Annotated in this window: 21 protein-coding genes and 4 pseudogenes; 8 read left to right on the forward strand and 17 right to left on the reverse strand. The window is 38.6% G+C overall.

Going from position 1 to position 21,094, the window contains the following annotated elements; all coding sequences use genetic code 11:
• Nucleotides 1-110: 110 nt before the first annotated feature.
• The 7 genes and pseudogenes from ACPUYX_RS17505 to fabF all read right to left on the reverse strand — a co-directional run bounded on the left by ACPUYX_RS17505 (nt 111) and on the right by fabF (nt 5,322).
• Nucleotides 111-540 (reverse strand): annotated as a pseudogene (locus ACPUYX_RS17505) (hypothetical protein).
• Nucleotides 537-908, reverse strand: a pseudogene (locus tag ACPUYX_RS17510) (DNA methylase); the annotation flags it as partial. The pseudogenes ACPUYX_RS17510 and ACPUYX_RS17505, both read right to left, overlap by 4 nt.
• A 413-nt stretch (nt 909-1,321) precedes the next feature.
• Nucleotides 1,322-2,071, reverse strand: coding sequence for an NAD(+)--rifampin ADP-ribosyltransferase (gene arr, locus ACPUYX_RS17515; RefSeq protein WP_426380916.1), 750 nt, complete (start codon nt 2,069-2,071; stop codon nt 1,322-1,324).
• A gap of 51 nt (nt 2,072-2,122) precedes the next feature.
• The gene (locus tag ACPUYX_RS17520; protein ID WP_426380917.1) at nt 2,123-2,473 is read right to left on the reverse strand and encodes a DUF2200 domain-containing protein; all 351 of its coding nucleotides are present in this window, start codon (nt 2,471-2,473) and stop codon (nt 2,123-2,125) included.
• A gap of 240 nt (nt 2,474-2,713) precedes the next feature.
• Nucleotides 2,714-3,116: pseudogene (locus tag ACPUYX_RS17525) on the reverse strand (DUF4256 domain-containing protein).
• Between the two features lie 189 nt (nt 3,117-3,305).
• The gene (locus ACPUYX_RS17530) at nt 3,306-3,713 is read right to left on the reverse strand and encodes a hypothetical protein (RefSeq protein ID WP_426380918.1); all 408 of its coding nucleotides are present in this window, start codon (nt 3,711-3,713) and stop codon (nt 3,306-3,308) included.
• 355 nt (nt 3,714-4,068) lie between these two features.
• Nucleotides 4,069-5,322, reverse strand: a complete 1,254-nt coding sequence (gene fabF, locus ACPUYX_RS17535) for a beta-ketoacyl-ACP synthase II (protein ID WP_426380919.1) — start codon at nt 5,320-5,322, stop codon at nt 4,069-4,071.
• Nucleotides 5,323-5,440: 118 nt separating this feature from the next.
• Here fabF and ACPUYX_RS17540 point away from each other — a divergent pair, with 118 nt between their 5' ends.
• Nucleotides 5,441-6,286, forward strand: coding sequence for a helix-turn-helix transcriptional regulator (locus ACPUYX_RS17540; RefSeq protein ID WP_426380920.1), 846 nt, complete (start codon nt 5,441-5,443; stop codon nt 6,284-6,286).
• A gap of 1,158 nt (nt 6,287-7,444) precedes the next feature.
• Here ACPUYX_RS17540 and ACPUYX_RS17545 read toward each other — a convergent pair.
• Together ACPUYX_RS17545 and ACPUYX_RS17550 are read right to left on the reverse strand one after the other, a co-directional pair.
• Complete coding sequence (locus ACPUYX_RS17545; RefSeq protein ID WP_426380921.1) at nt 7,445-7,990, reverse strand: DoxX family membrane protein; 546 nt, start codon at nt 7,988-7,990, stop codon at nt 7,445-7,447.
• Nucleotides 7,991-8,124: 134 nt separating this feature from the next.
• A complete protein-coding gene (locus tag ACPUYX_RS17550; RefSeq protein WP_426380922.1) occupies nt 8,125-8,262 on the reverse strand; it encodes a hypothetical protein in 138 nt (45 codons plus the stop codon).
• A 559-nt stretch (nt 8,263-8,821) separates the two neighbouring features.
• Here ACPUYX_RS17550 and ACPUYX_RS17555 point away from each other — a divergent pair.
• The 5 genes from ACPUYX_RS17555 (at nt 8,822) to ACPUYX_RS17575 (ending at nt 12,472) form a co-directional block, all read left to right on the forward strand.
• A complete protein-coding gene (locus ACPUYX_RS17555) occupies nt 8,822-9,406 on the forward strand; it encodes an RNA polymerase sigma factor (protein WP_426380923.1) in 585 nt (194 codons plus the stop codon).
• Nucleotides 9,407-9,485: 79 nt separating this feature from the next.
• On the forward strand, nt 9,486-9,620 hold the full coding sequence (locus ACPUYX_RS17560; protein WP_426380924.1) for a hypothetical protein: 135 nt from the start codon (nt 9,486-9,488) through the stop codon (nt 9,618-9,620).
• 222 nt (nt 9,621-9,842) lie between these two features.
• Nucleotides 9,843-11,303 (forward strand): FTR1 family iron permease, encoded by a 1,461-nt coding sequence (locus ACPUYX_RS17565; protein ID WP_426380925.1) that lies wholly within the window; start codon nt 9,843-9,845, stop codon nt 11,301-11,303.
• A 32-nt stretch (nt 11,304-11,335) separates the two neighbouring features.
• Nucleotides 11,336-11,764, forward strand: a complete 429-nt coding sequence (locus ACPUYX_RS17570) for a hypothetical protein (protein ID WP_426380926.1) — start codon at nt 11,336-11,338, stop codon at nt 11,762-11,764.
• Between the two features lie 525 nt (nt 11,765-12,289).
• Nucleotides 12,290-12,472, forward strand: a complete 183-nt coding sequence (locus ACPUYX_RS17575; RefSeq protein WP_426380927.1) for a hypothetical protein — start codon at nt 12,290-12,292, stop codon at nt 12,470-12,472.
• A 49-nt stretch (nt 12,473-12,521) separates the two neighbouring features.
• Here the strand turns inward: ACPUYX_RS17575 and ACPUYX_RS17580 are convergent, their stop codons facing one another.
• From ACPUYX_RS17580 to ACPUYX_RS17595, 4 genes and pseudogenes are all read right to left on the reverse strand, one after another.
• Complete coding sequence (locus tag ACPUYX_RS17580; protein WP_426380928.1) at nt 12,522-12,695, reverse strand: DUF1540 domain-containing protein; 174 nt, start codon at nt 12,693-12,695, stop codon at nt 12,522-12,524.
• A gap of 164 nt (nt 12,696-12,859) precedes the next feature.
• Nucleotides 12,860-13,083: pseudogene (locus ACPUYX_RS17585) on the reverse strand (YnfA family protein); the annotation flags it as partial.
• Nucleotides 13,084-13,108: 25 nt separating this feature from the next.
• Nucleotides 13,109-14,185 (reverse strand): HAD-IC family P-type ATPase, encoded by a 1,077-nt coding sequence (locus ACPUYX_RS17590; RefSeq protein WP_426380929.1) that lies wholly within the window; start codon nt 14,183-14,185, stop codon nt 13,109-13,111.
• A complete protein-coding gene (locus ACPUYX_RS17595; protein WP_426380930.1) occupies nt 14,182-14,697 on the reverse strand; it encodes a hypothetical protein in 516 nt (171 codons plus the stop codon). Before ACPUYX_RS17595 ends, ACPUYX_RS17590 begins: the two co-directional genes overlap by 4 nt.
• 474 nt (nt 14,698-15,171) lie before the next feature.
• Here ACPUYX_RS17595 and ACPUYX_RS17600 point away from each other — a divergent pair, with 474 nt between their 5' ends.
• Nucleotides 15,172-15,732 carry a flavodoxin family protein gene (locus ACPUYX_RS17600; protein ID WP_426380931.1) on the forward strand — a complete coding sequence of 187 codons (561 nt, stop codon included), beginning with the start codon at nt 15,172-15,174 and terminating at the stop codon, nt 15,730-15,732.
• Nucleotides 15,733-15,889: 157 nt separating this feature from the next.
• On the opposite strand, the gene ACPUYX_RS17605 is transcribed toward ACPUYX_RS17600, so the two are convergent.
• The 4 genes from ACPUYX_RS17605 to ACPUYX_RS17620 form a co-directional block, all read right to left on the reverse strand.
• The gene (locus ACPUYX_RS17605; protein ID WP_426380974.1) at nt 15,890-16,138 is read right to left on the reverse strand and encodes a hypothetical protein; all 249 of its coding nucleotides are present in this window, start codon (nt 16,136-16,138) and stop codon (nt 15,890-15,892) included.
• A 571-nt stretch (nt 16,139-16,709) separates the two neighbouring features.
• A complete protein-coding gene (locus ACPUYX_RS17610) occupies nt 16,710-17,126 on the reverse strand; it encodes a hypothetical protein (protein ID WP_426380932.1) in 417 nt (138 codons plus the stop codon).
• 16 nt (nt 17,127-17,142) lie between these two features.
• On the reverse strand, nt 17,143-18,246 hold the full coding sequence (locus tag ACPUYX_RS17615) for a hypothetical protein (protein WP_426380933.1): 1,104 nt from the start codon (nt 18,244-18,246) through the stop codon (nt 17,143-17,145).
• A 176-nt stretch (nt 18,247-18,422) separates the two neighbouring features.
• Nucleotides 18,423-19,439 (reverse strand): helix-turn-helix transcriptional regulator, encoded by a 1,017-nt coding sequence (locus tag ACPUYX_RS17620; protein ID WP_426380934.1) that lies wholly within the window; start codon nt 19,437-19,439, stop codon nt 18,423-18,425.
• A 688-nt stretch (nt 19,440-20,127) separates the two neighbouring features.
• On the opposite strand from ACPUYX_RS17620, the gene ACPUYX_RS17625 reads away from it, so the two are divergent.
• On the forward strand, nt 20,128-20,910 hold the full coding sequence (locus tag ACPUYX_RS17625) for a hypothetical protein (protein ID WP_426380935.1): 783 nt from the start codon (nt 20,128-20,130) through the stop codon (nt 20,908-20,910).
• The last annotated feature ends 184 nt before the right edge of the window (nt 20,911-21,094 follow it).

Raw genomic sequence — 21,094 nt, forward strand, 5'->3', positions numbered from 1 at the left:
AGTCTTTAACGAGGCGGCATCTTGAACTTAGAAAGATGCAAGACGGGGTTATTTGGCATTGATATCTTCTGTGCTTGTATTCACTATCTGTTCTAACCTTTACTATCTGATCAAAATATTTCCATAGACTCGAATATTTGCCCATCTATGCTGATTATTTCATCAATGGGGATCACTGTGCCATCGATCATAACGACAACTCGTTCATATTCGTCTATCTTTTTAGCCGTACTGATAGCAGTAACATAGGCACCACCATTCTTCTTCGCATCCGGCTGAAAGTAGGTAATTGCGATTTCAGGATGCTCTTTTAATCCGATCTGCTATGATTTGCAGCCTATCACTCAAAGCGTCCTTCATGTATTCGTCCAATTTTACTTTCTCGTCAGTCAGCCTTGCGGTTTCTTTAATGGCGGTATCATAGCCGGTCAGTGCGGCGAAAGGGGAAAACTGAGCTGCCCGGTCAATGGCAGTCATATGAGGGCGTGTCGTAGAGACATGGTGAGGTAGATTAATGATGTCGTCATATGTCCTCGTCATGATTTATGCCCTCCAATCTGCCTGTTCCGGTCTACAGTCGTTGCTCCTTCCTCCAGATTCATACCCTTTAGAATGGCGTTCTTGCCGTATTTCTTTTTTATTTCCAGCATTGCTTGCTGCATCTTTTTTTCTCGTGCAAGCTCAGCTTCTTCATCTTCTTTTTTTGCCTGCGCAGCCGCGTAATCCGTAAAGAGATCAAGCTGTTCAAAGTTGCTTATCTTATGAACAGTTGCCTCATCAACAACATGATTCGCTGTGATGTTGACTCTTCTGATCAGAAGATTTTTGTCAACGATGCGTTCAAACAGCTCTGTGACGGCGTCCATGATTGGCTTTGTAGAGGAGGTCTGTCTGCCAAGATTTACTGAACAATTCACTTTAATCATTCATATACCCATTATTAGCTTAACTTAAATATAGATAATGGGAACCAGTCCATTTAAAAAAAGTGTCCTAACGCTTAATCTAAAGTATGCGAACTACCAATCTCTCCCTTACCGCCCAAAAGATCAAGAGCACTCACTTTCAGAGTGTCCGTTTTCTTAAACTAGTCACGGTCTCAACGTGCTCCGTTCGTGGGTACATGTTCCAAAAATAACGTTTTCTAGCCCCGAGCACAATGTCGAAGACCACATTATCACAATCATCTGTCCTCTTTTATCCTCGTAAATATTCATAGTTTCTATAAGGCAGTAAATAATTCGTGATATACAGCCACAGTTTCTAGGTGTAAGCCCACCGACAAACTTGAAATAGTAACTAATTTACCCACGAAATATGTTCAGTTAATAATTTCGCCCTTGTTTTTGGCTAAATTATCGCGCCATTCACGTCGCTCCGTAATTGTCAGTTTTGCCCACTCTGTTTCTTCACCAATAATTCTTAAAGGTTCTTGTGAGCGATAAGAACGTGTTAAGTTACCAGGGAATTTTTTGTCAGTAACATTTGGGTCGTTTTCAAATTCACCTGTTGGTTCTATTATATAAACGCGTTCTCTTCCATCTCCATTAGCTAATGCTGCTGCCAGTCCTGCGCCATTGATATTAGCAGTGAAATAAATGTGGTTCATTTTAAGCCCAGGTTTGTAATTTGAATTTCCACCCGCTGTCAGTAGATCACCAACCTGCAAATCTGCCTTTGTCCCATGATAAAATGGTCCTTCATCAGAAGGTGCACCTTTATATGAATTTGACAATTCATAATTTCTTTTTGCATTATCAGAGTCACACAACTCCTCATAATATTTGGCAATGTTTAAATATAACGTTGAGTATGCACTCTTAACATTATCATCATTTATTTTTAATGCACACTGTAAAGATGTTTCCATCCATTTCAATTTATCAGTAATACTCTTTTGTTGACGAGCTAAATGATAAGCTGCAATAAATCTTTCATAGTCGTCTGTTGCTTCGTGCCATGCTTTATGAAACATCGTGATTGCATCTTCAATGTCTCCACTATCTTCCAATCTCATCCCACTCATACATAATTTAATAACTATGTTATTTGGATCAAATTTTATATTCATTCTAATCTTACCTCCAAATTAATTGATTACTATTATGAGTAACCCAGAAATTCAACTTCTCAAAATCTTCTCCATTGGCTTTCCTTTTGCCAATTCGTCCACCAGTTTGTCAAGCCACCTGATTTTCTGCATGAGAGGGTCTGGGATTTCCTCGACGCGATGCCCGCAAATCAAACCTGAAATTTTAGCAGCGTTTGGATTTATTTGCGGGGCTTGACTAAAAAAAGTTTCATAATCAATATTCTTCATTATTTGCTCTTGCAAACCAGAATCGTCATACCCCGTAAGCCAACAAATCACAACATCAACCTCGGATTTGGTGCGCCCTTTGCGCTCCGCCTTTTGGACGAGTAACGGGTAGACGCTCGAAAACGCCATCTTATACACGCGTTCGTTTGTCATATATGTCACTCCTTTCGATTTCCACTTTATTCACCATTCGCACAATACTGGTGATTTCTATTTGATAATCACCCATCGGTGACTTACCAATAGCAAAGCGGCATGTAATAATGTCTGTTCATCCAATGCACACAATAATCCTGTGAAGGCTATCCATTTCTTTTTCGCTGCCCTACTCCGACACCCCCATTCGTTCATACTTTATCAATGTCGGAATCAAATTCCAGAATTGAAAGTGATCTAGACTTTTAGCAAGCCGCGGAATACCCTTCCGGCATAGTAGCATTCTGCTCCATTGTGGTACACAAACACAGTGTCGTAACGACGATCACAAAAGATGGCTCCGCCAAGTTCTCTAATAGTAGCAGGTGTTTTTACCCAGCTCGATGATTTCGTATCAAATTTTCCAAGTTTCTGCAGTTCCCGGTATTGTTCTTCTGTTAAAAGTTCAATGCCCATGGCAGCAGCCATATCAATAGCGTTATTTTCTGGTTTATGTTCTTTCCATTTCATTCAGTGAACACAGCTTTTCTGGATTAGCTTCCAGCATTGCTTGAATTTTAGTCCATTCAAGACCTTTATGACGATTAATGTTTTTCTCAAAACGGGCTTGCAATGCTCCAAATAGTTCTATCTTTTCCATAGTTAGAGTTCCCCCTTATAGGTTCTCTAAGTGCTTTGATTAAACCATTTTTCCTCTAATCTATTATCCAAATAATTTCTGAATTTAATTCGCATTTTCAGACATTGGTCCTGAATTGACCCTACTATATTGCATTACTTAACTTCGGCGCACGGCATTCATTGTTATATGTATTATTTATATTAAAAACTAATGGCCGGGCAGTTTGATGCCACGCCATTCGTTTACATCGCATTGGCCACATTCATTATCACCCACAGCAACCACTGTACCATCCGACTTAAGGCCGAGAGTATGAGCGCAACCCGCAGCAACCGCTACAATATCGCACAAGTCACTTACATTGCATTGACCATAGTCATTCCAACCCACTGCCGCCACGGTACCGTCCGATTTAAGTCCGATGGTATGAGCATTACCCGTATTCGTCGCCATATGAACATTACCAGCTGCGACTGCCACAATATCGCACCAACCGTTTACATCACATTGGCCATAATTATTATCACCCACAGCCGTAACAGTGCCGTCCAATTTAAGACCAATTGTATGACGACGACCCGCAGCTATAGTATCTTTGTCTTTATTTAAGTCCATTCCACTACCTCCAGTGCGCTTGGATGAAAAAATGCATAAATAATGTTTCCCCACACTTACATTGCAGTACGAGGAAACACATCATTTCGGGACCGAAACCACAACATATAGTGGCTCTATCACTGGATTTACGCCCTATATTGTGAATGAAACATATTTTTCTATAAAAACTTACAATAAAGTAACATCAATGTGTGTCTGGGCATGACAGTGATACTGAATACTTAAATCATTTGTCCTCTTTTATGAGTATTCCCTTCAATTCGGCCTACTATTTTATCCGATTCAGACGCAAATCCCTCTTTGTTCAGGAATTAGTATCTCCATCCACGATACAAAAATGAGGACATTCCCTCTAGTGCTTCTCGGCTGAATACTCATACTTTTTCAAAACGATCACTGCATTGTGCCCCCCGAAACCAAACGAATTTGACAACCCTATCCTCATATTTTTTCTACGAGCAATATTAGGTACATAATCTAAATCACATTGCTCATCGGACTTTTCTTGGTTAATTGTGGGAGGTATGATTCCTTCTTGCAAACTTTTTGCTAGTGCAATGGCCTCTACTCCACCCGCAGCGCCTAACATATGACCTGTCATAGACTTATTTGCTGTTATGGGAATCTTATATGCCTGTATTCCGAAAACCCTCTTGATTGCAATTGTCTCGGATAAATCACCTGGCAATGTACTTGTTGCATGGGCACTTATAACATCCACTTGTTCAATGGAAATACCTGCATCTTTCATAGCCTTATTCATCGCAAGAAATGCTCCATTACCTTCTGGATGTGAAGCAACCATGTTATAGGCATCGGAACTTAGACCGTATCCGATGACCTCAGCATAAATCCGTGCATCTCTGGCTTTGGCATGTGATAAAGCCTCAAGTATTAAGATCCCTGCACCTTCGGCCATGACAAATCCATCCCGATTAGCATCAAACGGACGACTAGCTTTAATTGGTTCATTATTCCTTGAAGACAGTGCCTTTGCATTCGCAAAACTAGCTATTGCCAAATCAGTGATCGCTGCTTCGGCACCTCCGGCAAATATGACATCTGCTTCACCATACCTAATTAGTCTAAACGCTTCACCAATTGCGGTATTTCCGATTGCACATGCGGAAACCGGTGACATTGTAGGCCCCATCGCACCCCATTTAATACTGATTTGTGCTGTAGCAGCATTTGAAATCATTGCGGGTACCAAGGTTGGACTTACTCTCCCTGGTCCTTTTTCTCGAAGAATATCCACATTGTCAAGCAAGGTGTTAATTCCACCGATTCCAGACCCTACATAAACGCCAAGACGTTCCAAGGTAATTTGTTTTATTTCCAGCTTTGAATCTGACCATGCTTGATCGGCTGCAGCCAAGGCAAATTGACAAAATCTGTCCATATGCCTTGCATCCTTACGACCAAATATCTCTTCCGGGTTAAAATCACGAATAATACCAGCGATTTTTGTTTTCATATTGCTAACATCAAATAAATCATTAGTAGAAATTCCTGACTTACCTGCAATTAAACCTTGCCAAAATTCTTCCACATTGTTTCCCAACGGTGAAACGATTCCCATTCCTGTGATAACTACACGTTCCAATGTTGATCCCCCCTAATAGATAGGTTTTTCTATATTCTTACACGTTGGTTATCCTATTACAAGTTATAGTTTATCATAGTATAATTAACACTATGAATATACTTAGGGGGGCTCAATATTGAATGATAAATCAAGATTAGAAGCATTGTCTGCATTTCTAAAATCAAGGCGCGCTAAAATTCAAGCATGTTCCGTCGGATTACTAACTGGTACTCGGAGAAGAACTCCTGGTCTTAGGAGAGAAGAAGTTGCTCAATTAGCAGGAGTGAGCACCACTTGGTACACCTGGTTAGAACAAGGTCGAGATATCAAAGTTTCTTCATCCGTGTTAGATTCAATTGCAAAAGCTTTACAACTAAATATTGATGAACGTAAGTACCTGTATGATCTTGCTTTTGAATCGAATACAAAAGTTTATGAGCCTGAGGTCATGCAGTCTAAGATTCCTTCTTCTTTAGAAAGAATTTTAGCTGAACTTAAATATTGTCCAACATTTATCACTGACCGGCATTTTCAAATTGTCGGTTGGAATCCTTTAGCGGCCCTTGTTTTTCTGGATTTCGAACTAATTCTACCCGAGCAACGCAACATGATTCGTTTGGTATTTTCAAGGAAAGAATTAAGATCGTTAGCTGTTAATTGGCGACATTTTGTCAAAGGATTTCTAGCCATTTTTCGAGCTTACTATGGTCAATATGTAAATGATGAGTGGTACAATCAATTTCTTCAAGAAATGTCGGATCTTTACCCAGACTTTCTGTCTTTGTGGCAAGAAAGTCAAGTGAGTATGGCTCCGGAAGTAATCATTGAATTTAGACATGCAAAAGCGGGAAGAATGCTCTTCAATATGACTTCTCTTCAAGTTCAAGGTGATATGGATTTACGATTCAATATATATACCCCAGTGGAGGATTCATTAACTGAGGTAAAACTGAAACAATTAATAGACAAACATATCAAATAATCACGCCACTTTTGCCTACTCATTATTTAGCCTACTTATTAATACCCTCTATACCTGTTGATTCCTTTATATAAACTATCGTCGTTGCTGGGTATTTGAATAATGTTTCATTGGCTACATGCCCTGTTTATACTTCACGTAAATTCCTTTGTTCCTGAATTTCCTCCGCCAGTAGTTTTCAAAGACGAGTCCAACCGTAACATAAAATAAAAAAGGCATACCTCTCTTTGAATATACGCCTTAACTAAATATTACAATGAAGTAACATCAACGTGGGTTGAGGCACATCATGCAATGCTTTAAATTTACCGAATTTTTTTTGCAACCTTTTTACTTTTACAATTTCCTCCATATAGATGAAACTCCTTCTTAAATCTCAATTGTAAAATATAACATTCAAAACTATCATACGCTTGATAATTCAAAACTATTCTTTAATATCTTTGGCTTGACAAGAGCATATTGTTGACTTCCTACAACTAATTGTAGTTGATGTAAGCTTAGGTGCTATGGACTAATTCAAAAAATCCATACTTACATCTACTATTTGTCATTATTACGCACACAAAACGTGCTGGGTTCATGGAAATATATTCTCTAAAAATTGCTATCAAGTAACATCAACGTGCGTTAACGTAATGGTATTGAGTCACCATAAAGTAATGTAACTTGCCTTAAAGATACACAAGAGGAACCGCTAAAGCCTTATGGGCGGCTTGTGAAGTCATGACTTCTATGGCTTCTTATCGCGGACTTATCCAGCGCAAACCTATTGACAAAAGTTCATCGCTTCGTTAATTTACAGCATTCTTCTACCTGCCCCCAAAAATCCTCAAACAGTTTCAAAGATTAATGAACAATGATAACCAGATACTTTCTGAGAATTATTAACCATCACTTAGCCTGATTGGACATTTAGTTGAGAAGTATTTATCATATCTCCTTAAATTAAAACATGGCCCCGCTTCAAGGTTACATTTCCTTGTAGGCAAGGCCATTTTTATTTAGAGTGCATTTTAGTTTATTCATTACAATTACTTTATACGGTGTTAAATGCAATGTTTCGTCAGATTCTCCGGCCCTATTTGTGGTACTAATAGCCCGGTTTTATATATAGTTATCTTGTGAAGTAAGCAATTAACAAAGATGCCCTTGACATTATTGTTTGTCAACAGGGAAAAGAACTTTAAAAAAGCCCCTTTTCAATACTGGGTGTTTTGAAACAAGTTTCTCCATAAAGAGCCGGTCGATGCCTATCGTATAAACGGCGGCCCCAATTAATAAAATTATTAGCTGAAAAATTACTAGTTGCGGATTTACTGAAACAGTTCCGGTTAATAAGTAGGAGAAGTTCATAATTATTCCAAAGAAAGCCGCAAGTGCTGAAAAACACCCGAGGATTAGGCCTAGGCCAACAAAAAATTCACCATACTTTACAATGAAGGCAAATAGTGGTGAGGAAGGAATGAAAATATTACTTATAAACCAGGCCCAAACGTCACTGACATTGGCATGAGCAGCGGCTTCTGCCCCCTTACTAGCTAATAAAGCACCGTGTGTCTGTGCAAGGCCACTTTTTAGAAATCCTGTTACTGCTACGCCATTAAAGCCTGAAACGATTTTTTCCCATCCGGCAGTTAAAAACTCATAACCGACATATAGTCGAAGGATAAGACCGAATATGGATTTAATCAGATGTTTCATTCTAAAGTCACTCCTTTATTTGGATAGTTGCATAAAAGCATATTCTGTGAACTGTATTCTGAGCGATAAAGAAGCTTATGGATGCCCGAACCCGTGGTCAACCTTATATTGGTTAAAAGGAGCAGTGTTTCTTCTTACTTTTGGGTAGGGATTAATTTCGCTGCGGAAATAGCTTTGGCTAGTGGGCATTCGTCTGTGTGGTTATCTCCGCATTGGTGGCACATCGCAACAAGTGCCTCAATAGCTGTTTGTTTTTTCACAACATCAAACATATTTATACCTCCTCTTCATTTTTACCGAGTTACATCATTGAGACGTAATAAAGAAGGATTTGGATAGTATTTCTGTAGAATTAATTTTGACTTTTTTCGCGGTTAATCCCAATTTATCGAACCAATATTTCTGCAGATATTTATATCTTCCAAAGACTTCTAGTAGATATATTAAGGTCTTTGCCAATTTACAAAGTATCTTTGTCTGTCTGCCCTGTACTTAACACACTCTTTGATAGAATTTGTCCCATAAGGAATCGGGATCAAAACTTTGACTATGGTATACTAGATATTCCATATTTCGAACAATTTATAGTTTCAACTCTCTGGTACATATGTTACAATATATCGCTCACGCAGATTGTTTTTTGAGTCCCATATAAAACTTACAAGGATTGTCTATTAGAAACTAATGTAAAAACACTAAGACATGTTAAATAAGTCAAATCCGACTCCAACTCCAACTTAAAGTATCTCTTACAACTATCTATTCATAATGAATTACGTCTAATAAAGAAATACTGAACTTAATAACCATCAAATGTGAAGGACTGATAAAATGAAAGCGAATGTGTACCAAGCAGGATTAACGGATACCAATATCTCCTTTGAACAATTAGTTGAAAAAAACCAGGATAAAATTCTAAACCTTATCTATGGAATGATCGGTGATTACCATTTAGCTCAAGATCTAACCCAAGAAGTCTTTTTAAAAGCATTTCAGGCATTATGCACATTTCATGGCAAATCAAAATATTCTACATGGCTTTACAAAATTGCGGTCAATCATACGATTGATCATCAACGAAAAGCTTGTGTACGCCATGAAAGTCCTGAATCCGATGACCAATTTGAAAAGACCCCGGCAAGTACTGACCCTGACTCGTCCTGTCAGAAAACAGCGATTCGAAATATCCTTTTTAAATCAATTGCTGAACTGCCTGATCAACAAAAAGAGGTCTATATTCTGCGAGAAATCAACGGTTGTACCACGAAAGAGGTCGCCGAAATTCTTGATTGTTCCAACGAGTTAGTAAAATGGCGATTACACAAAGCAAGATCATTATTAAGGAAAATCCTCTCTTCTAAAAATCAATATGGAAGCACTGGAACATTTACTCTCACTGCCAAAGGCCTTGAGTAAAAAAACTTTTGGAACCACTATCTTTTTCCCTCACTACCTCGTCATATAAATGAAGTCGTTGTTGAGGGGAGGAATTTTAATGTTTGACGCTTCCAAAAAGGAAAAGGCTCTTGCGGCTCTTATCGAACTTTGCCATCATTGCGGAGAAAATCATTCTGATGAATGTCCGTTAGCAAAAGCTATGGTTGCAGTAAAAGCTATTCCCACTGAATAATTAGATTCGTATGAAACATTCTGAAATGACTCACCCGCTTTAACTAACGGGCGAGTCTTTCCACTTTATAAAGGCTTATACGAATAAATGATCATATGAATTGATTCAAGGACAGTGATAATAAAGTATTACCAACTAAAACCATTGACATTATCAGGATTAATATGTATCTTTTTAACTGAGAATAGTTATCACATTCAATTGCAAAAAAGGAGGTACATAATGACTCGGACAATCAAGACAATATTACTCATTGCAGCCATTGTGGTTACGTTAAGCCCAAGCAAAGTTTGGGCGGCATCTACTCAAGCTTCTGATAATATGACTCGAGCCGAAGTCTTTATCGATCATGCATTAACGGCGTCGGCTCAAGGGCACTTGTCCGAAGCGAAACAAGATTATCAACACTTCCATGATATCTGGGGGCAAATCGAAGATAGTGTAAAACGGGAATCAGGAGAAGCGTACAAAGAAGTTGAGTCCAACATGGGTCAAGTGGATTATGCGTTTATGCAAAAGAAACAAGATGCCATTACGCAGGCGTTACAAGGACTTGAAACCGTTAATTTGAAGGTAATCCATGGCAATTTTCCCAAGGGACAACAGTTTAAACAAGAATCTATCTCATTAAGTGATTTCATCGTTCTTTTACAACAAACGAAGCTCAAAGCTAAGAATCAGCAACAACAAGAGGCGCTTGCTGAAATTTCTAAAGTAAGAGATTCCTGGCTCAGTGTGGAAGGAAATGTCGTTGCACAGTCTGCATCTGTCTATGCCGATTCGGAAAGGGATATGGTCACGGTCAATGCAATGCTTTCGGCAACTCCGCCAAATTATCAAAGCTCGATTCAATTACTGAATCAAATGATCAACTATTTAAGCCCACTAGCGGGCAAATCTGGGTATACGTTTTGGGATGCTGCTATGATCCTAATCCGCGAAGGTCTTGAAGCTCTATTAGTGATCGCTGCTTTACTAGCCTTTGTAAAGAAGTCGGGGCAAACCAAGGGGAGCGCCTGGGTTTGGCTAGGAGTTATAGGGGGACTCTTACTTAGTATTTTGGTGGCTATTATCGTTAAGTTTGTTTTCTCTTCAGGTGCATTTGGTAACAACAATGCTTTGATCAATGGTTGGACGGGTATCTTTGCGGCTTTGATGCTCTTATACATGAGCTATTGGCTTCATACTCAATCCAATGTTTCTGATTGGCAGAAGTACATTAGGGAACAAAGCACGTCCGCTCTGGATACCGGAAAAATGGTTTCGCTAGGGATTCTCTCGTTTCTGGCCGTCTTTCGCGAAGGAACTGAAACGGTCTTGTTCTTTATAGGAATGGTAAATCAAATAAGCATGAAAGAACTCATTCTAGGCTTAGTCCTTGGATTTGGTTTTCTTGGCGCTCTGGCTTATTTGATGATTCGTTTAGGATTGAAGCTTCCCATTCGACCCTTTTTCATGGTATCTAGTGTCATTGTATTTTACCTATGTATTAAGTTCACTGGAATGGGGATTCATGGGTTACAACTCGCTGGTGCGATACCATCCACAACGTCTTCAAGTATACCCAATCTGGACTTCATAGCACTTTATCCATCATGGCAAAGTGCAATACCTCAGATGGCTCTTATTGTCATTGCTCTTCTCGTGATCCTATGGAAACGTTTAAAACCCATAGGAAACTAGCTCAAATACGAAATTGCAGGAGGAATATTTCTATGAAATCAACACGATTATTATTAGCATCAACTCTAGTTATCAGTTTAACTGTTATTGCTGGATGTGCAAACAGCACTTCGTCCTCGACACAAAGCCCTACCTCTCAATCAACATCAAATCACACAGCAACACCATCGGCAATTCATTCAGGTGTAACAAAAATGCTCAGCATTACAGATACTTTAAAGTCAGCTATTAATTCTGGAGATGAAGTAACCGTCAAGAAAACTGGACCCCAGTTAGAAGATGCATGGAGCCCCTTTGAAGACAGTGTAAAACAGAAATATCCTGATCTCTATAAAAAAATCGAAGACTATCTTGATCCAACGATAGCAGGCTCTAAAGCAAGCCCAATGGACAAAAAAACTCTCAGAACATTGAATGGAGAATTGACTCAAACCTTGAAAGAATTGTCAACTAAGGAATAGTAACAAAGAATTATAACAACAGAAACCAATTACCCAAAACTCTTATCCTCCCTAAGAATCCCGTTTAGCTTTTCTAGGCGGGGTTCTTTAATCTAAAAATTTCGGGGTAACCTATTTCGTGTAACTTGTACAGATCTATATTCCCACCCAGTTAATGATAAATACATATCCAATCGATCTGCTCGTTTTACCACTTCCCCAACTTCATACGCCGGAACTTACTTCTGCAATTCCAGCAGAACACCTTTCCGGAAAAAGCATAGTCACTCTTGAACTTGCTCATCCACTTTTAGAAAACCCCCGTAAGTTTATTCGTCTTTCAAATTCCATCCAAGAAACTTATTATGGTTAACTAAGATCTTCCCCTTCAGAGCGGTAGGGAATTTCCATCTTAGTATCCAGGATAAATTTGAGCTCTTTTCTGCCTCGCGTTGCTTAATTTGTCCATTTAGAAAACACGTTGAGTTAACTTTAGAGTCTTAATCCTAACGTCCCTCCTACAATAATTTGAAGGTGGTTAGGATCATGAAAAAACAGAGCTTCTGGAGTCACGACCACGGTATTGTTACTCATACTTCATGTGATGATAACCATTCCCATAATGTATTGATATTACTGGCCCAGCAGTCGTTACCACGATTCCGTTTGGATCACAAAAGTCTTTGCGGAAATAAAAAAGCGACCTACGGAGAGATCGCTTTTTTATAAAGTGTAAATTACATTTTGATACAAATTGTTTTCCGTCTTGCTAACTAAATTACTCTGGAGTAAAAGTAGTGCAGTCCGTCATATCAGAGGTCTTAGCATTTGGGGATTGAACCTCAATCTTATCGGCATAGCAGTGATCGCCTTGACCATAATAATGGCAGGTATTAACAACACATTTTATTCCACCATTGGGTTGTGACATTTTTTGAGCTCGTCCAGTCATGTAAAATTCCTCCTTCAATTTAGAATTCCTTACTATTATTTCTCTTAAAAACGTTTTTATTATCTCCATTTATTTACATTACCATCGGCACAATTTAAAGTAATTAATCCAGACTTGATAATATCATTCTAATTTGCATATCTTATCCTATAAAGCAATGAGCCCCCCCATAAAACAGCCAAAAATATGAATAACCCTCCATAAGCTGCATAAACTCAGCCAAGTTCGGAAACTTTTGTATAGTAGGGATGATACCGTAAATAACAAGAATGATTCCCCCAAGAATACCAAACCAGATTGGCTTAGATTCCCTAAGCCAAAGCCAGACCAAGTAACCTCCCCCTATTTCGGCTAATCCTGCAATAACAAATAGCATAATTGCATTCATACAAACCAATTCCCTTTGATATTAACTAATCTATTAATTCTACTCGACTTTGACTTAACATACGCAAACCACTGATTATGACGGTAATTGTGCTACCTTCGTGTCCAATTACCCCTAAAGGCAAATTTACATAACCAACAAAATTGGATATCACAAGGACCAGTATAACACCGATCGCAAAGGTTACGTTTTGCTTAATTACCCTAGTGCTGCGTCGGCCTAAGGAAATTGCATAGGATACTTTAGATAAATCATCCGCCATTAATACCACATTGGCCGTTTCTAACGCTATATCCGTGTCAACAGATTTTCTGGCTTGTGCCCGCAGGGTGTCCTGAACAGCTAATAGTCCGATAACTTCGTTCTCCACCTTTACAAAAATGACCGTTTTGCCTTGTTGTTCCAAATCAGTAAATGTTGATTTTTCCTTTACAGACAGCGTCAGTCCTTCTATTAAATCTACTTTCCCAATTATACATTCTCGTCCATCAACTGACCCATGTACTCCCAAACCAGGAATTGCTTCCAGTTTAGTGGTAGGTAGAAGCTCAATATTTCTTTCTTTAGCCAAGCTAGTAATAGCCTTGGCAATGGGGTGTTCTGACCAAGTTTCCAGGGAAGCTGCAATACTTAATAGTTCCGTTTCAGTGTACTTACCATAGGCAGTTATATCTGTGACCTTCGGTACCCCTTCAGTAAGAGTGCCCGTTTTATCAAAAGCAACAACATCAAGGCTGCCGATAGTTTCGAGGTAGGCTCCGCCCTTAAATAAAATGCCATTACGCGCTCCATTTGCGATGCCTGATAAAACGGCTGGCATTATCGAAGAAACCAGGGCACAAGGTGAGGCAACAACCAGAAAAATCATTGCCCTATAGATCGTCTGATTCCAGGTCCAGCCTAAGAAAATAGGCGGTAAAGCAGCCATAAATATCGCACCGGCAACCACTATTTTGGCATATGTCCGTTCAAAACGTTCCACGAATAATTGGCTTGGCGGTCTTTCACTTTGGGCTTCCTGGACCAAATGAATGATCTTGGCAAGTAATGTCGCCTCAGCAGGTTTTGTAACTTGGATGACCAACGCTCCTTGACCGTTCATGGTTCCGGCAAAAACCTCGTCGCCAGGGCTTTATCCGCAGGTATTGATTCACCCGTAATGGAAGCTTGGTTGACCGCGGAAAATCCTTCTTTCACAAACCCATCTGCTGCGATTCTTTCTCCGGGCTTTACTAAAAGGAGATCACCCGGCTTCAGATCTTCAACTCTGACACATCTTTCTTTGTTGTTGCAGATAACAACTGCCTCTTCGGGCCGTAATTTCATAATGGATTCGATAGCATTATTCGTACGTTCCATCGTATAAACTTCTAAAGCACCACTAAGCGAAAAGATAAAGATTAGAATTGCTCCGTCTCTCCAATAACCAATACTGGCTGCCCCGATTGCCGCGACAACCATTAATAAATCAACATCCAATTCTTTTTCATTAATAAGAGTCTGGAATCCCTCCCAGGCTTTGCGATAACCCCCGATGGCATATGCCAATAGATATAAAGTAATTACTAATCCACTGTTACCGTCCTGTCCGCCATACCATGCTAAAACAATCAATATTAGGCAAAGGACGGCGATAAGACCGTGACTTTATCTATAACCGCAATCCAAAGATCTTCATCAAACTCTTTCAAAACAGAATCCTGCCGCATCAACTTGCCTAGAAAGATACTGGCGGGTCAACTCCGTAACCGCTGCAATCTCATCTTTCTGCATGAGAAGAGTCCTATAATGAGTCTTACGTCAAGTTAATATCACACCGAAACCTCAAAAAACACCAAATTCAGGCCTGAGGGGCCGATTTTGGTGTTTCAAACTAAGCATTTTTGTGTTTTTGATTAAACCCATGATCTCCCAAATACTCGTGATTCCTTTAATTCTCTATGCTGTTCTATAGTTCAATATTAGCAGTTTAAGACCCCTGTCTATTACAGACGGACTTCAAAAAGTGTTGTTTCTTTTGCCTTTAGCACAATTATACTGATATAATCTTGCTATATTATAAAAATATTTAAAAGGCAGGGTCACAACATGAGTAAAATTGTTGCATTTATCGGTAGTCCAAGAAAAAACGGATATACCTCTAAACTAATTCAGGAAGTAATCAAAGGAGCTCAATCAAAAGGCGCTGAAGTAAAAATCTACGACCTTAACGATGAAGGTATCAAGGGCTGTCAAGGCTGTTTCTATTGTAGGAGTCATGAAGGCTGCGCTACTAAAGATTACTTACAACCAATGTATGAGGATATAAAAAATGCTGACGGTGTTATTTTCGGCTCACCCATTTATTTCATGCAAATCTCAGGACAAGCCAAGCAGTGGCTTGATAGAATGTACCCTATGCTTGAAGGCACTGGATTCCCATTCCAAGCCCGTTATCCTGGAAAAAAAGCGGTTACAATTTTCTCACAAGGAAACGTGAATAAAGATGCGTTTCAAGCTACTATCCAGTTCGTCAATGGCGCCTTCTCCGCGTTTGGTTGGGAGCTTACAGATAGTTTGCTTTGTTCACATACAGGTTCGCCTGATTTCAGGCTCTCGGATGAATTATTAGAACAGGCATTTACTGCAGGAGAGTTACTTACTAAATAAGGAATACAAATTTTTATTTCTACTTAAAACCAATTCCATCACCGAAATTAGATTCAGTTCTTAATCTAATTTCGGTGGTTTTTTTTGAATGTACCTAACCAGCGGTTTTATAAGATTTGAATGAAAGCTCTGGCGTTTTCAAGGTTTCAACATTCATTCAAATCTTATACAAAAACCACTTACAACTACTCAATTCGTACTTCAGCTGAAATTGCTTCATTAGCCCGTGAACCTCGCTCTGACACTCATAGACCTTCATACGGTTTCCAGCAAGCTTTTCTTCAGAGATTCTAATAATCATCTCAACCTTAACAATATTGCCTTCATGCCGGAAGCGAATCGGACGCGGAGTACCGGGAATATCAAACCATGCTATCATTTCAATGGGAGTCATAACAACCTTCATCTTAACCACACTTTGCCCAATCACCCGTGATACACTCGGTGCATCCCCCGATATGTAACAGTTTGTTCCGGCGCACTGGGCATTGATCCTTACAAACGTCTCTCATAGCTATCGCCTCTCAGTACATGTATTTGGCACCAATCGAACTTGTGTTCCATTATATCCATATACTAAGGGAATATCAATGGAAAATCTTTTCTTCTATAATTTTATCAGCTCTCGAAGACAAAACGTTGCGGGCCGAACTAACGCTTTTGTACCGTCGGTATAATTATTGACATGGTGACTCTTTTAGTATAAAAATAAAACGCTCGCAAGGAAGCAACCTAACCCTGCGAGCGCTTTATACGTGGATTTAACGACTTGATTACCGTACCATCCCTAAAGGTAAACTGAATATTTTCGGAAGTATAGACCGTTACCTTATCTAGGACCGCATACCATAGGGTTTCATCAAACTCTGTCAAAATAGAATCTAATCAGATGCTTCAACATATCCTACCTTTTTCAAAAACGTTCAACTTCCTAAAAAATAACCCCACCAATTAAACCTCCTAGTCCCTATAAACTACTACATCGCTTTTTTTAAACTTTTCTCCATTACAATTATCTTCTGTAAGTATTCATTTTCCTTTGAAGACAGATCTTCCCTTGTACTCATTGCTTCTATATATTCCTCGTAGTCATCGATAAGCTTTTCATACTCTACTTTCTGTGATTCGAAATCTTTGGTCTGTTTCAAGAATTCTTCAGCTTGCCTTAAGAGTTTATCTTCATACTGAAAAGATGCTTCTACATATCCTTCCTTTTTTCCTTCATACTTTCCGGCATTATAAGCATGACTAATCCCCGGTGTATCTTCTAAGAAATCTTCGCGAATTTTTTCTTTAACACCGTCAACTAAACCATGTTTATATATTTTCTTTGCTGTATCGACATAATTATACCCGGGAATTAAAGTCTTTATTAAAAACCTTTTAAAACCCATTTTGCTATTACCCTCCTCAAAAAGTATATTTTTCGCCCTTTATCATTTTGTTGAAGCCGCCAAAAACAAATTCTTCCTTCACCTGCTGTATGAATTTCACATCTTTTATAAGACGATAGATCGTAACTATCAAACCACCCAGATCAAGTTTCTTTAGTGTATTCTTATCTCCCAAATAAGAACTCGCGGCTACATAAATAACGTTGCTTGCGGAGGCTATTAAATTTGAATAACTCAAGATTTTCCTTGTTTTCACTTCGTAAATCTCCCGATCTGAATACTTAGATTTATCATAAAATAAGCCATGTATAGCAGCAATTAAGGCATTAATTAATATTGAGATTGTGGCGCTACGCGTTACAGAATAAAGATCAATATGACTTTTAATTAATTCCGAATTAAAATCCGGAGAAACATTATTAAGTATTGGTAAGGGCAATCCTTTCTTCGTAAATACATCACTCGCATAATGGATGGCTTGTTTGGCTACTGCAGCAATAAGTATTTTATAATCTTGCTGAAACGCCACTATACTTTGTGATAACAAAAAAGGAAAGTTGCTTATGCTCTCAATATCTTTCCCACTTATGATATATGAACTTAATAATAAATCTTTTTTAGTTAACGAATCTGTCATTATATTAATAGTCCCGAAAATCCATCCAAACAAGGGGTCATGACCCAACGTTAACTCCCTATGGTTTTGTACATTTATACCCGTATTCCATATTCTTGAGGGTATAATGTCATATGGAACAGACCCAAGCAAGATTTCTTTATAATCTTTTTTAATATTAACCGTGTTGGATATTTCTCGAAGTGGCTTTTCGATTAATTTATCAGCATCACTTGCCTTATTAAATCGAAAAGATTCATTAGATAAAACATATTGCCTAATACACTGAAGTGCTGTTGCAAAGAAAAGAAATGATACATCCACTCCTATTAACCCAGTTTGACTCTCAAACTCCGATTCTAGATTGTCAATAATTGCTTTAGAGTTATGAGCAACTTCCGCTACCCTCTCAGATTCTTTTGCGATTGTATACATGTTATCAAGAGTTCTGGAAGATTGTTGATTAAGATTCTTTCTTCTTTTTCTCAATTCTTCAAGTTCCACTAAATTTACCTCTTGTCTAATTAATCTTTTATAACCATTAATTATCAAATTCTTCGTATCATTTGTTATCCGATGTTGCACCCACTGATTCATTTATATGCTTGCGTGCGACTGAGCAGAAAGTGGTTGTGGACCATGTTATTGGACATTCATCACCGATTAACGTAGATAGCCATTCACGAACGTTCCCCGTAGTTGTCTATCATTCGCAGCAGTGTATCCTTCATCTCTTGCCTAAAATCATCAGGCTTTATTACTTCGAGAAACTCTGCCTGACTAAGTAGCCACATCTTGATACCATTACCAAATATCTCAGCTTCAACAATAGCATTATTTTCTTCCCATCCTATTACATGTGCTGTTGGTAAACGGTCGAGTACAGCATCCAATGACGGGCCCCAGAATCGAAAAGTAATTCGCATCAATTTACCAGCACGCATGAATTGTACTCTTTTGCGAAACTCACCTTCCTCAAATCTATCCGCTTCTGGAATATGAAAGTGTTGATTGGTAATTAAATAGGACTGTATTCGATCCAATCGATATGTAGCAGGAAATTCATAACTCAAATCTTTAATATATGCTATGAGGTAGAAGTAATACTCTGAAAAAATTAGGCCGCGAGGTTCCAATGTCCTTGATACCACAGCTGATGCGTCTGGTTTCAGATAATTTATTTCCAACAATCGCCGCTCTCGAATAGCCAAGCTTATGTCCCATATTTTATTTATAAGGGATTGACCATGAGCAACAGGCAAATAGTGATATAGTTCATTTCGAATATTCTCGGTTACATTCTTTCGGGAACCTGGCAGACACTGAACAATAAGTTTTTCTAAGAGTAGATTGATTTCTGCTTTAGAAAATGCTCTGCTTTCCAATAAGATTTTAGCAATTGCTAATACCTCTTCCTGAGTTAGCCAATTACTTCCCCGGATCATTTCGTATCCCTTTTTAGCTCGATTGTAATTTATAGATATATCGCAGCCTTCTCCATTTAAACTCTGGTCATCAAGATAAGCCCTTAAATCATTAATGTCACGTTGAATTGCTTTCTCACTTACAGAAAAGTCGATTGCAGCGCGCCGTTTGTTAACGATATTGCCTCTGCACAAAGTGTCATATAAGGAAAGTATACGAATTAATTTCGTTTGACTTTCGGGCTCATTCGCATCTTGCCAATCCTGATTCAAGTACTTCTCCTCCGCTATTAGAAGATACTTCATTAGCATTATTTAGTTTTTATATCCTCTAACTATTTCAATAACTATTTCAACTTTTAAAAACATTATCCTGCAAAAATCGATAGCCTTAATCATTTTCTGAGTCGTTTTTAATGCTGATTTCAGTTTGTTTTTCATTAATGTTCATCGCCTTCTCTTTTGTTAAATCGCAATTACAGTAAGGGCATAGCCATATTCGGTGTTCACTTGCGCTGTATGAATTTTTTCCGCAAGCCTTGCATTTCTTTCTTAACAAAATCACATCAGCTCCTGTTTTTATATAAACAGCATAGCAAAAGGCATGGACACTCTTTGTCCATGCCAAAATAAAACGAACCTTACGTTAAGTAAATACACAACGAAACCTCAAAAAACACCAAATTCAGGCTTGATTTTGGTGTTTTCTTATCTATCTATTACTGTTGTTTTGATATAAAATACCATCTCCCGAATACTCGTTATTGCTTTAATTATCTAGGCAAGACAGAATTTGAATTTAGGGAATAATTTATATCATGTCGACTCCTTGTGGACACTCAAATGAGGACTGCTCTATTTACAAAATCAACAATCAGTTTCTAATGGTATTTTAAGAATAATGGTTTATGCTTATGTTTGTGTTTGAATCATATTTAGAAGGAGATGAAAAAGTAGACTCATGAATGAAACATTAACTGTTAAAAATCATCGCGAAAAACTATTTATGAAGGTACCTGAAATTACAATCTATTTCTGGATTGTTAAATTGCTGACGACCGCTTTTGGTGAAGCGCTTTCTGATTTCATGGTAACCAATATGAACCCTTATTTGGCTGTTATTATTGGAGCGGTTGGCTTTGTCGTTGCGCTACTGTTGCAGTTTTTAACCCGCAAATATATCGCAAGAGTCTATTGGTTTTTAGTCGCTATGGTTGCTGTTTTCGGTACCATGTGCGCGGACGTAATACACATAGTATTAGGAGTTCCGTATTCTCTTTCAACTATCGCTTTTGCCATTTTCCTTGCTCTCGTGTTCATTATTTGGCATAAAATTGAAGGGACATTATCGATACACAGCATTTATACACGCCGACGTGAGCTATTTTACTGGCTGGCGGTATTAGCAACTTTTGCAATGGGTACCGCAACTGGTGATATGACAGCTGTAACCTTGCATTTAGGATATTTAGCATCAGGAATTTTATTTGCGGTGTTGTTTATACTCCCTTGGCTTAGCCAGTACCTGTTTGGACTTAATGAAGTTTTCGCATTTTGGTTCGCCTATATAATGACACGTCCACTTGGTGCATCACTTGCTGATTGGTTCGGAGTCTCCAAGAATGTAGGTGGACTTGGATATGGAAGAGGCTCAGTAAGTGCTATCTTAGCTGCTCTTATTATTATCTTTGTCGTTTATTTAACGGCGACAAAAAAAGATGTTCAACTTAGACCGTTGTTATAATAGGTAGATCCTTAAAACTCAATATTTCTGTTAAATCAGAAGCCAAGGCGATGATAGTAACCTATCTTGTCTTGGTTTTCTTATTCGCTGTGAAGGGCCTAAATCTTAAACAAGAACCACTTACAACTACTTAATTCGTACTTCAGCTGAAATTGCTTCATCAGCCCGTGAACCTCGCTCTGGC

This window comes from Desulfosporosinus sp. SYSU MS00001 (assembly GCF_049943955.1).
GTDB lineage: Bacteria > Bacillota > Desulfitobacteriia > Desulfitobacteriales > Desulfitobacteriaceae > Desulfosporosinus.

What these genes read in the sequence shown, in the direction of transcription:
- arr (WP_426380916.1), bottom strand. Translation starts at nt 2,071, where the DNA reads ATGAATATAAAATTTGATCCAAATAACATAGTTATTAAATTATGTATG.
- ACPUYX_RS17520 (WP_426380917.1), bottom strand. Translation starts at nt 2,473, where the DNA reads ATGACAAACGAACGCGTGTATAAGATGGCGTTTTCGAGCGTCTACCCG.
- ACPUYX_RS17530 (WP_426380918.1), bottom strand. Translation starts at nt 3,713, where the DNA reads ATGGACTTAAATAAAGACAAAGATACTATAGCTGCGGGTCGTCGTCAT.
- ACPUYX_RS17545 (WP_426380921.1), bottom strand. Translation starts at nt 7,990, where the DNA reads ATGAAACATCTGATTAAATCCATATTCGGTCTTATCCTTCGACTATAT.
- ACPUYX_RS17550 (WP_426380922.1), bottom strand. Translation starts at nt 8,262, where the DNA reads ATGTTTGATGTTGTGAAAAAACAAACAGCTATTGAGGCACTTGTTGCG.
- ACPUYX_RS17555 (WP_426380923.1), top strand. Translation starts at nt 8,822, where the DNA reads ATGAAAGCGAATGTGTACCAAGCAGGATTAACGGATACCAATATCTCC.
- ACPUYX_RS17560 (WP_426380924.1), top strand. Translation starts at nt 9,486, where the DNA reads ATGTTTGACGCTTCCAAAAAGGAAAAGGCTCTTGCGGCTCTTATCGAA.
- ACPUYX_RS17565 (WP_426380925.1), top strand. Translation starts at nt 9,843, where the DNA reads ATGACTCGGACAATCAAGACAATATTACTCATTGCAGCCATTGTGGTT.
- ACPUYX_RS17570 (WP_426380926.1), top strand. Translation starts at nt 11,336, where the DNA reads ATGAAATCAACACGATTATTATTAGCATCAACTCTAGTTATCAGTTTA.
- ACPUYX_RS17575 (WP_426380927.1), top strand. Translation starts at nt 12,290, where the DNA reads ATGAAAAAACAGAGCTTCTGGAGTCACGACCACGGTATTGTTACTCAT.
- ACPUYX_RS17580 (WP_426380928.1), bottom strand. Translation starts at nt 12,695, where the DNA reads ATGACTGGACGAGCTCAAAAAATGTCACAACCCAATGGTGGAATAAAA.
- ACPUYX_RS17590 (WP_426380929.1), bottom strand. Translation starts at nt 14,185, where the DNA reads ATGAACGGTCAAGGAGCGTTGGTCATCCAAGTTACAAAACCTGCTGAG.
- ACPUYX_RS17600 (WP_426380931.1), top strand. Translation starts at nt 15,172, where the DNA reads ATGAGTAAAATTGTTGCATTTATCGGTAGTCCAAGAAAAAACGGATAT.
- ACPUYX_RS17605 (WP_426380974.1), bottom strand. Translation starts at nt 16,138, where the DNA reads ATGAAGGTTGTTATGACTCCCATTGAAATGATAGCATGGTTTGATATT.
- ACPUYX_RS17610 (WP_426380932.1), bottom strand. Translation starts at nt 17,126, where the DNA reads ATGGGTTTTAAAAGGTTTTTAATAAAGACTTTAATTCCCGGGTATAAT.
- ACPUYX_RS17625 (WP_426380935.1), top strand. Translation starts at nt 20,128, where the DNA reads ATGAATGAAACATTAACTGTTAAAAATCATCGCGAAAAACTATTTATG.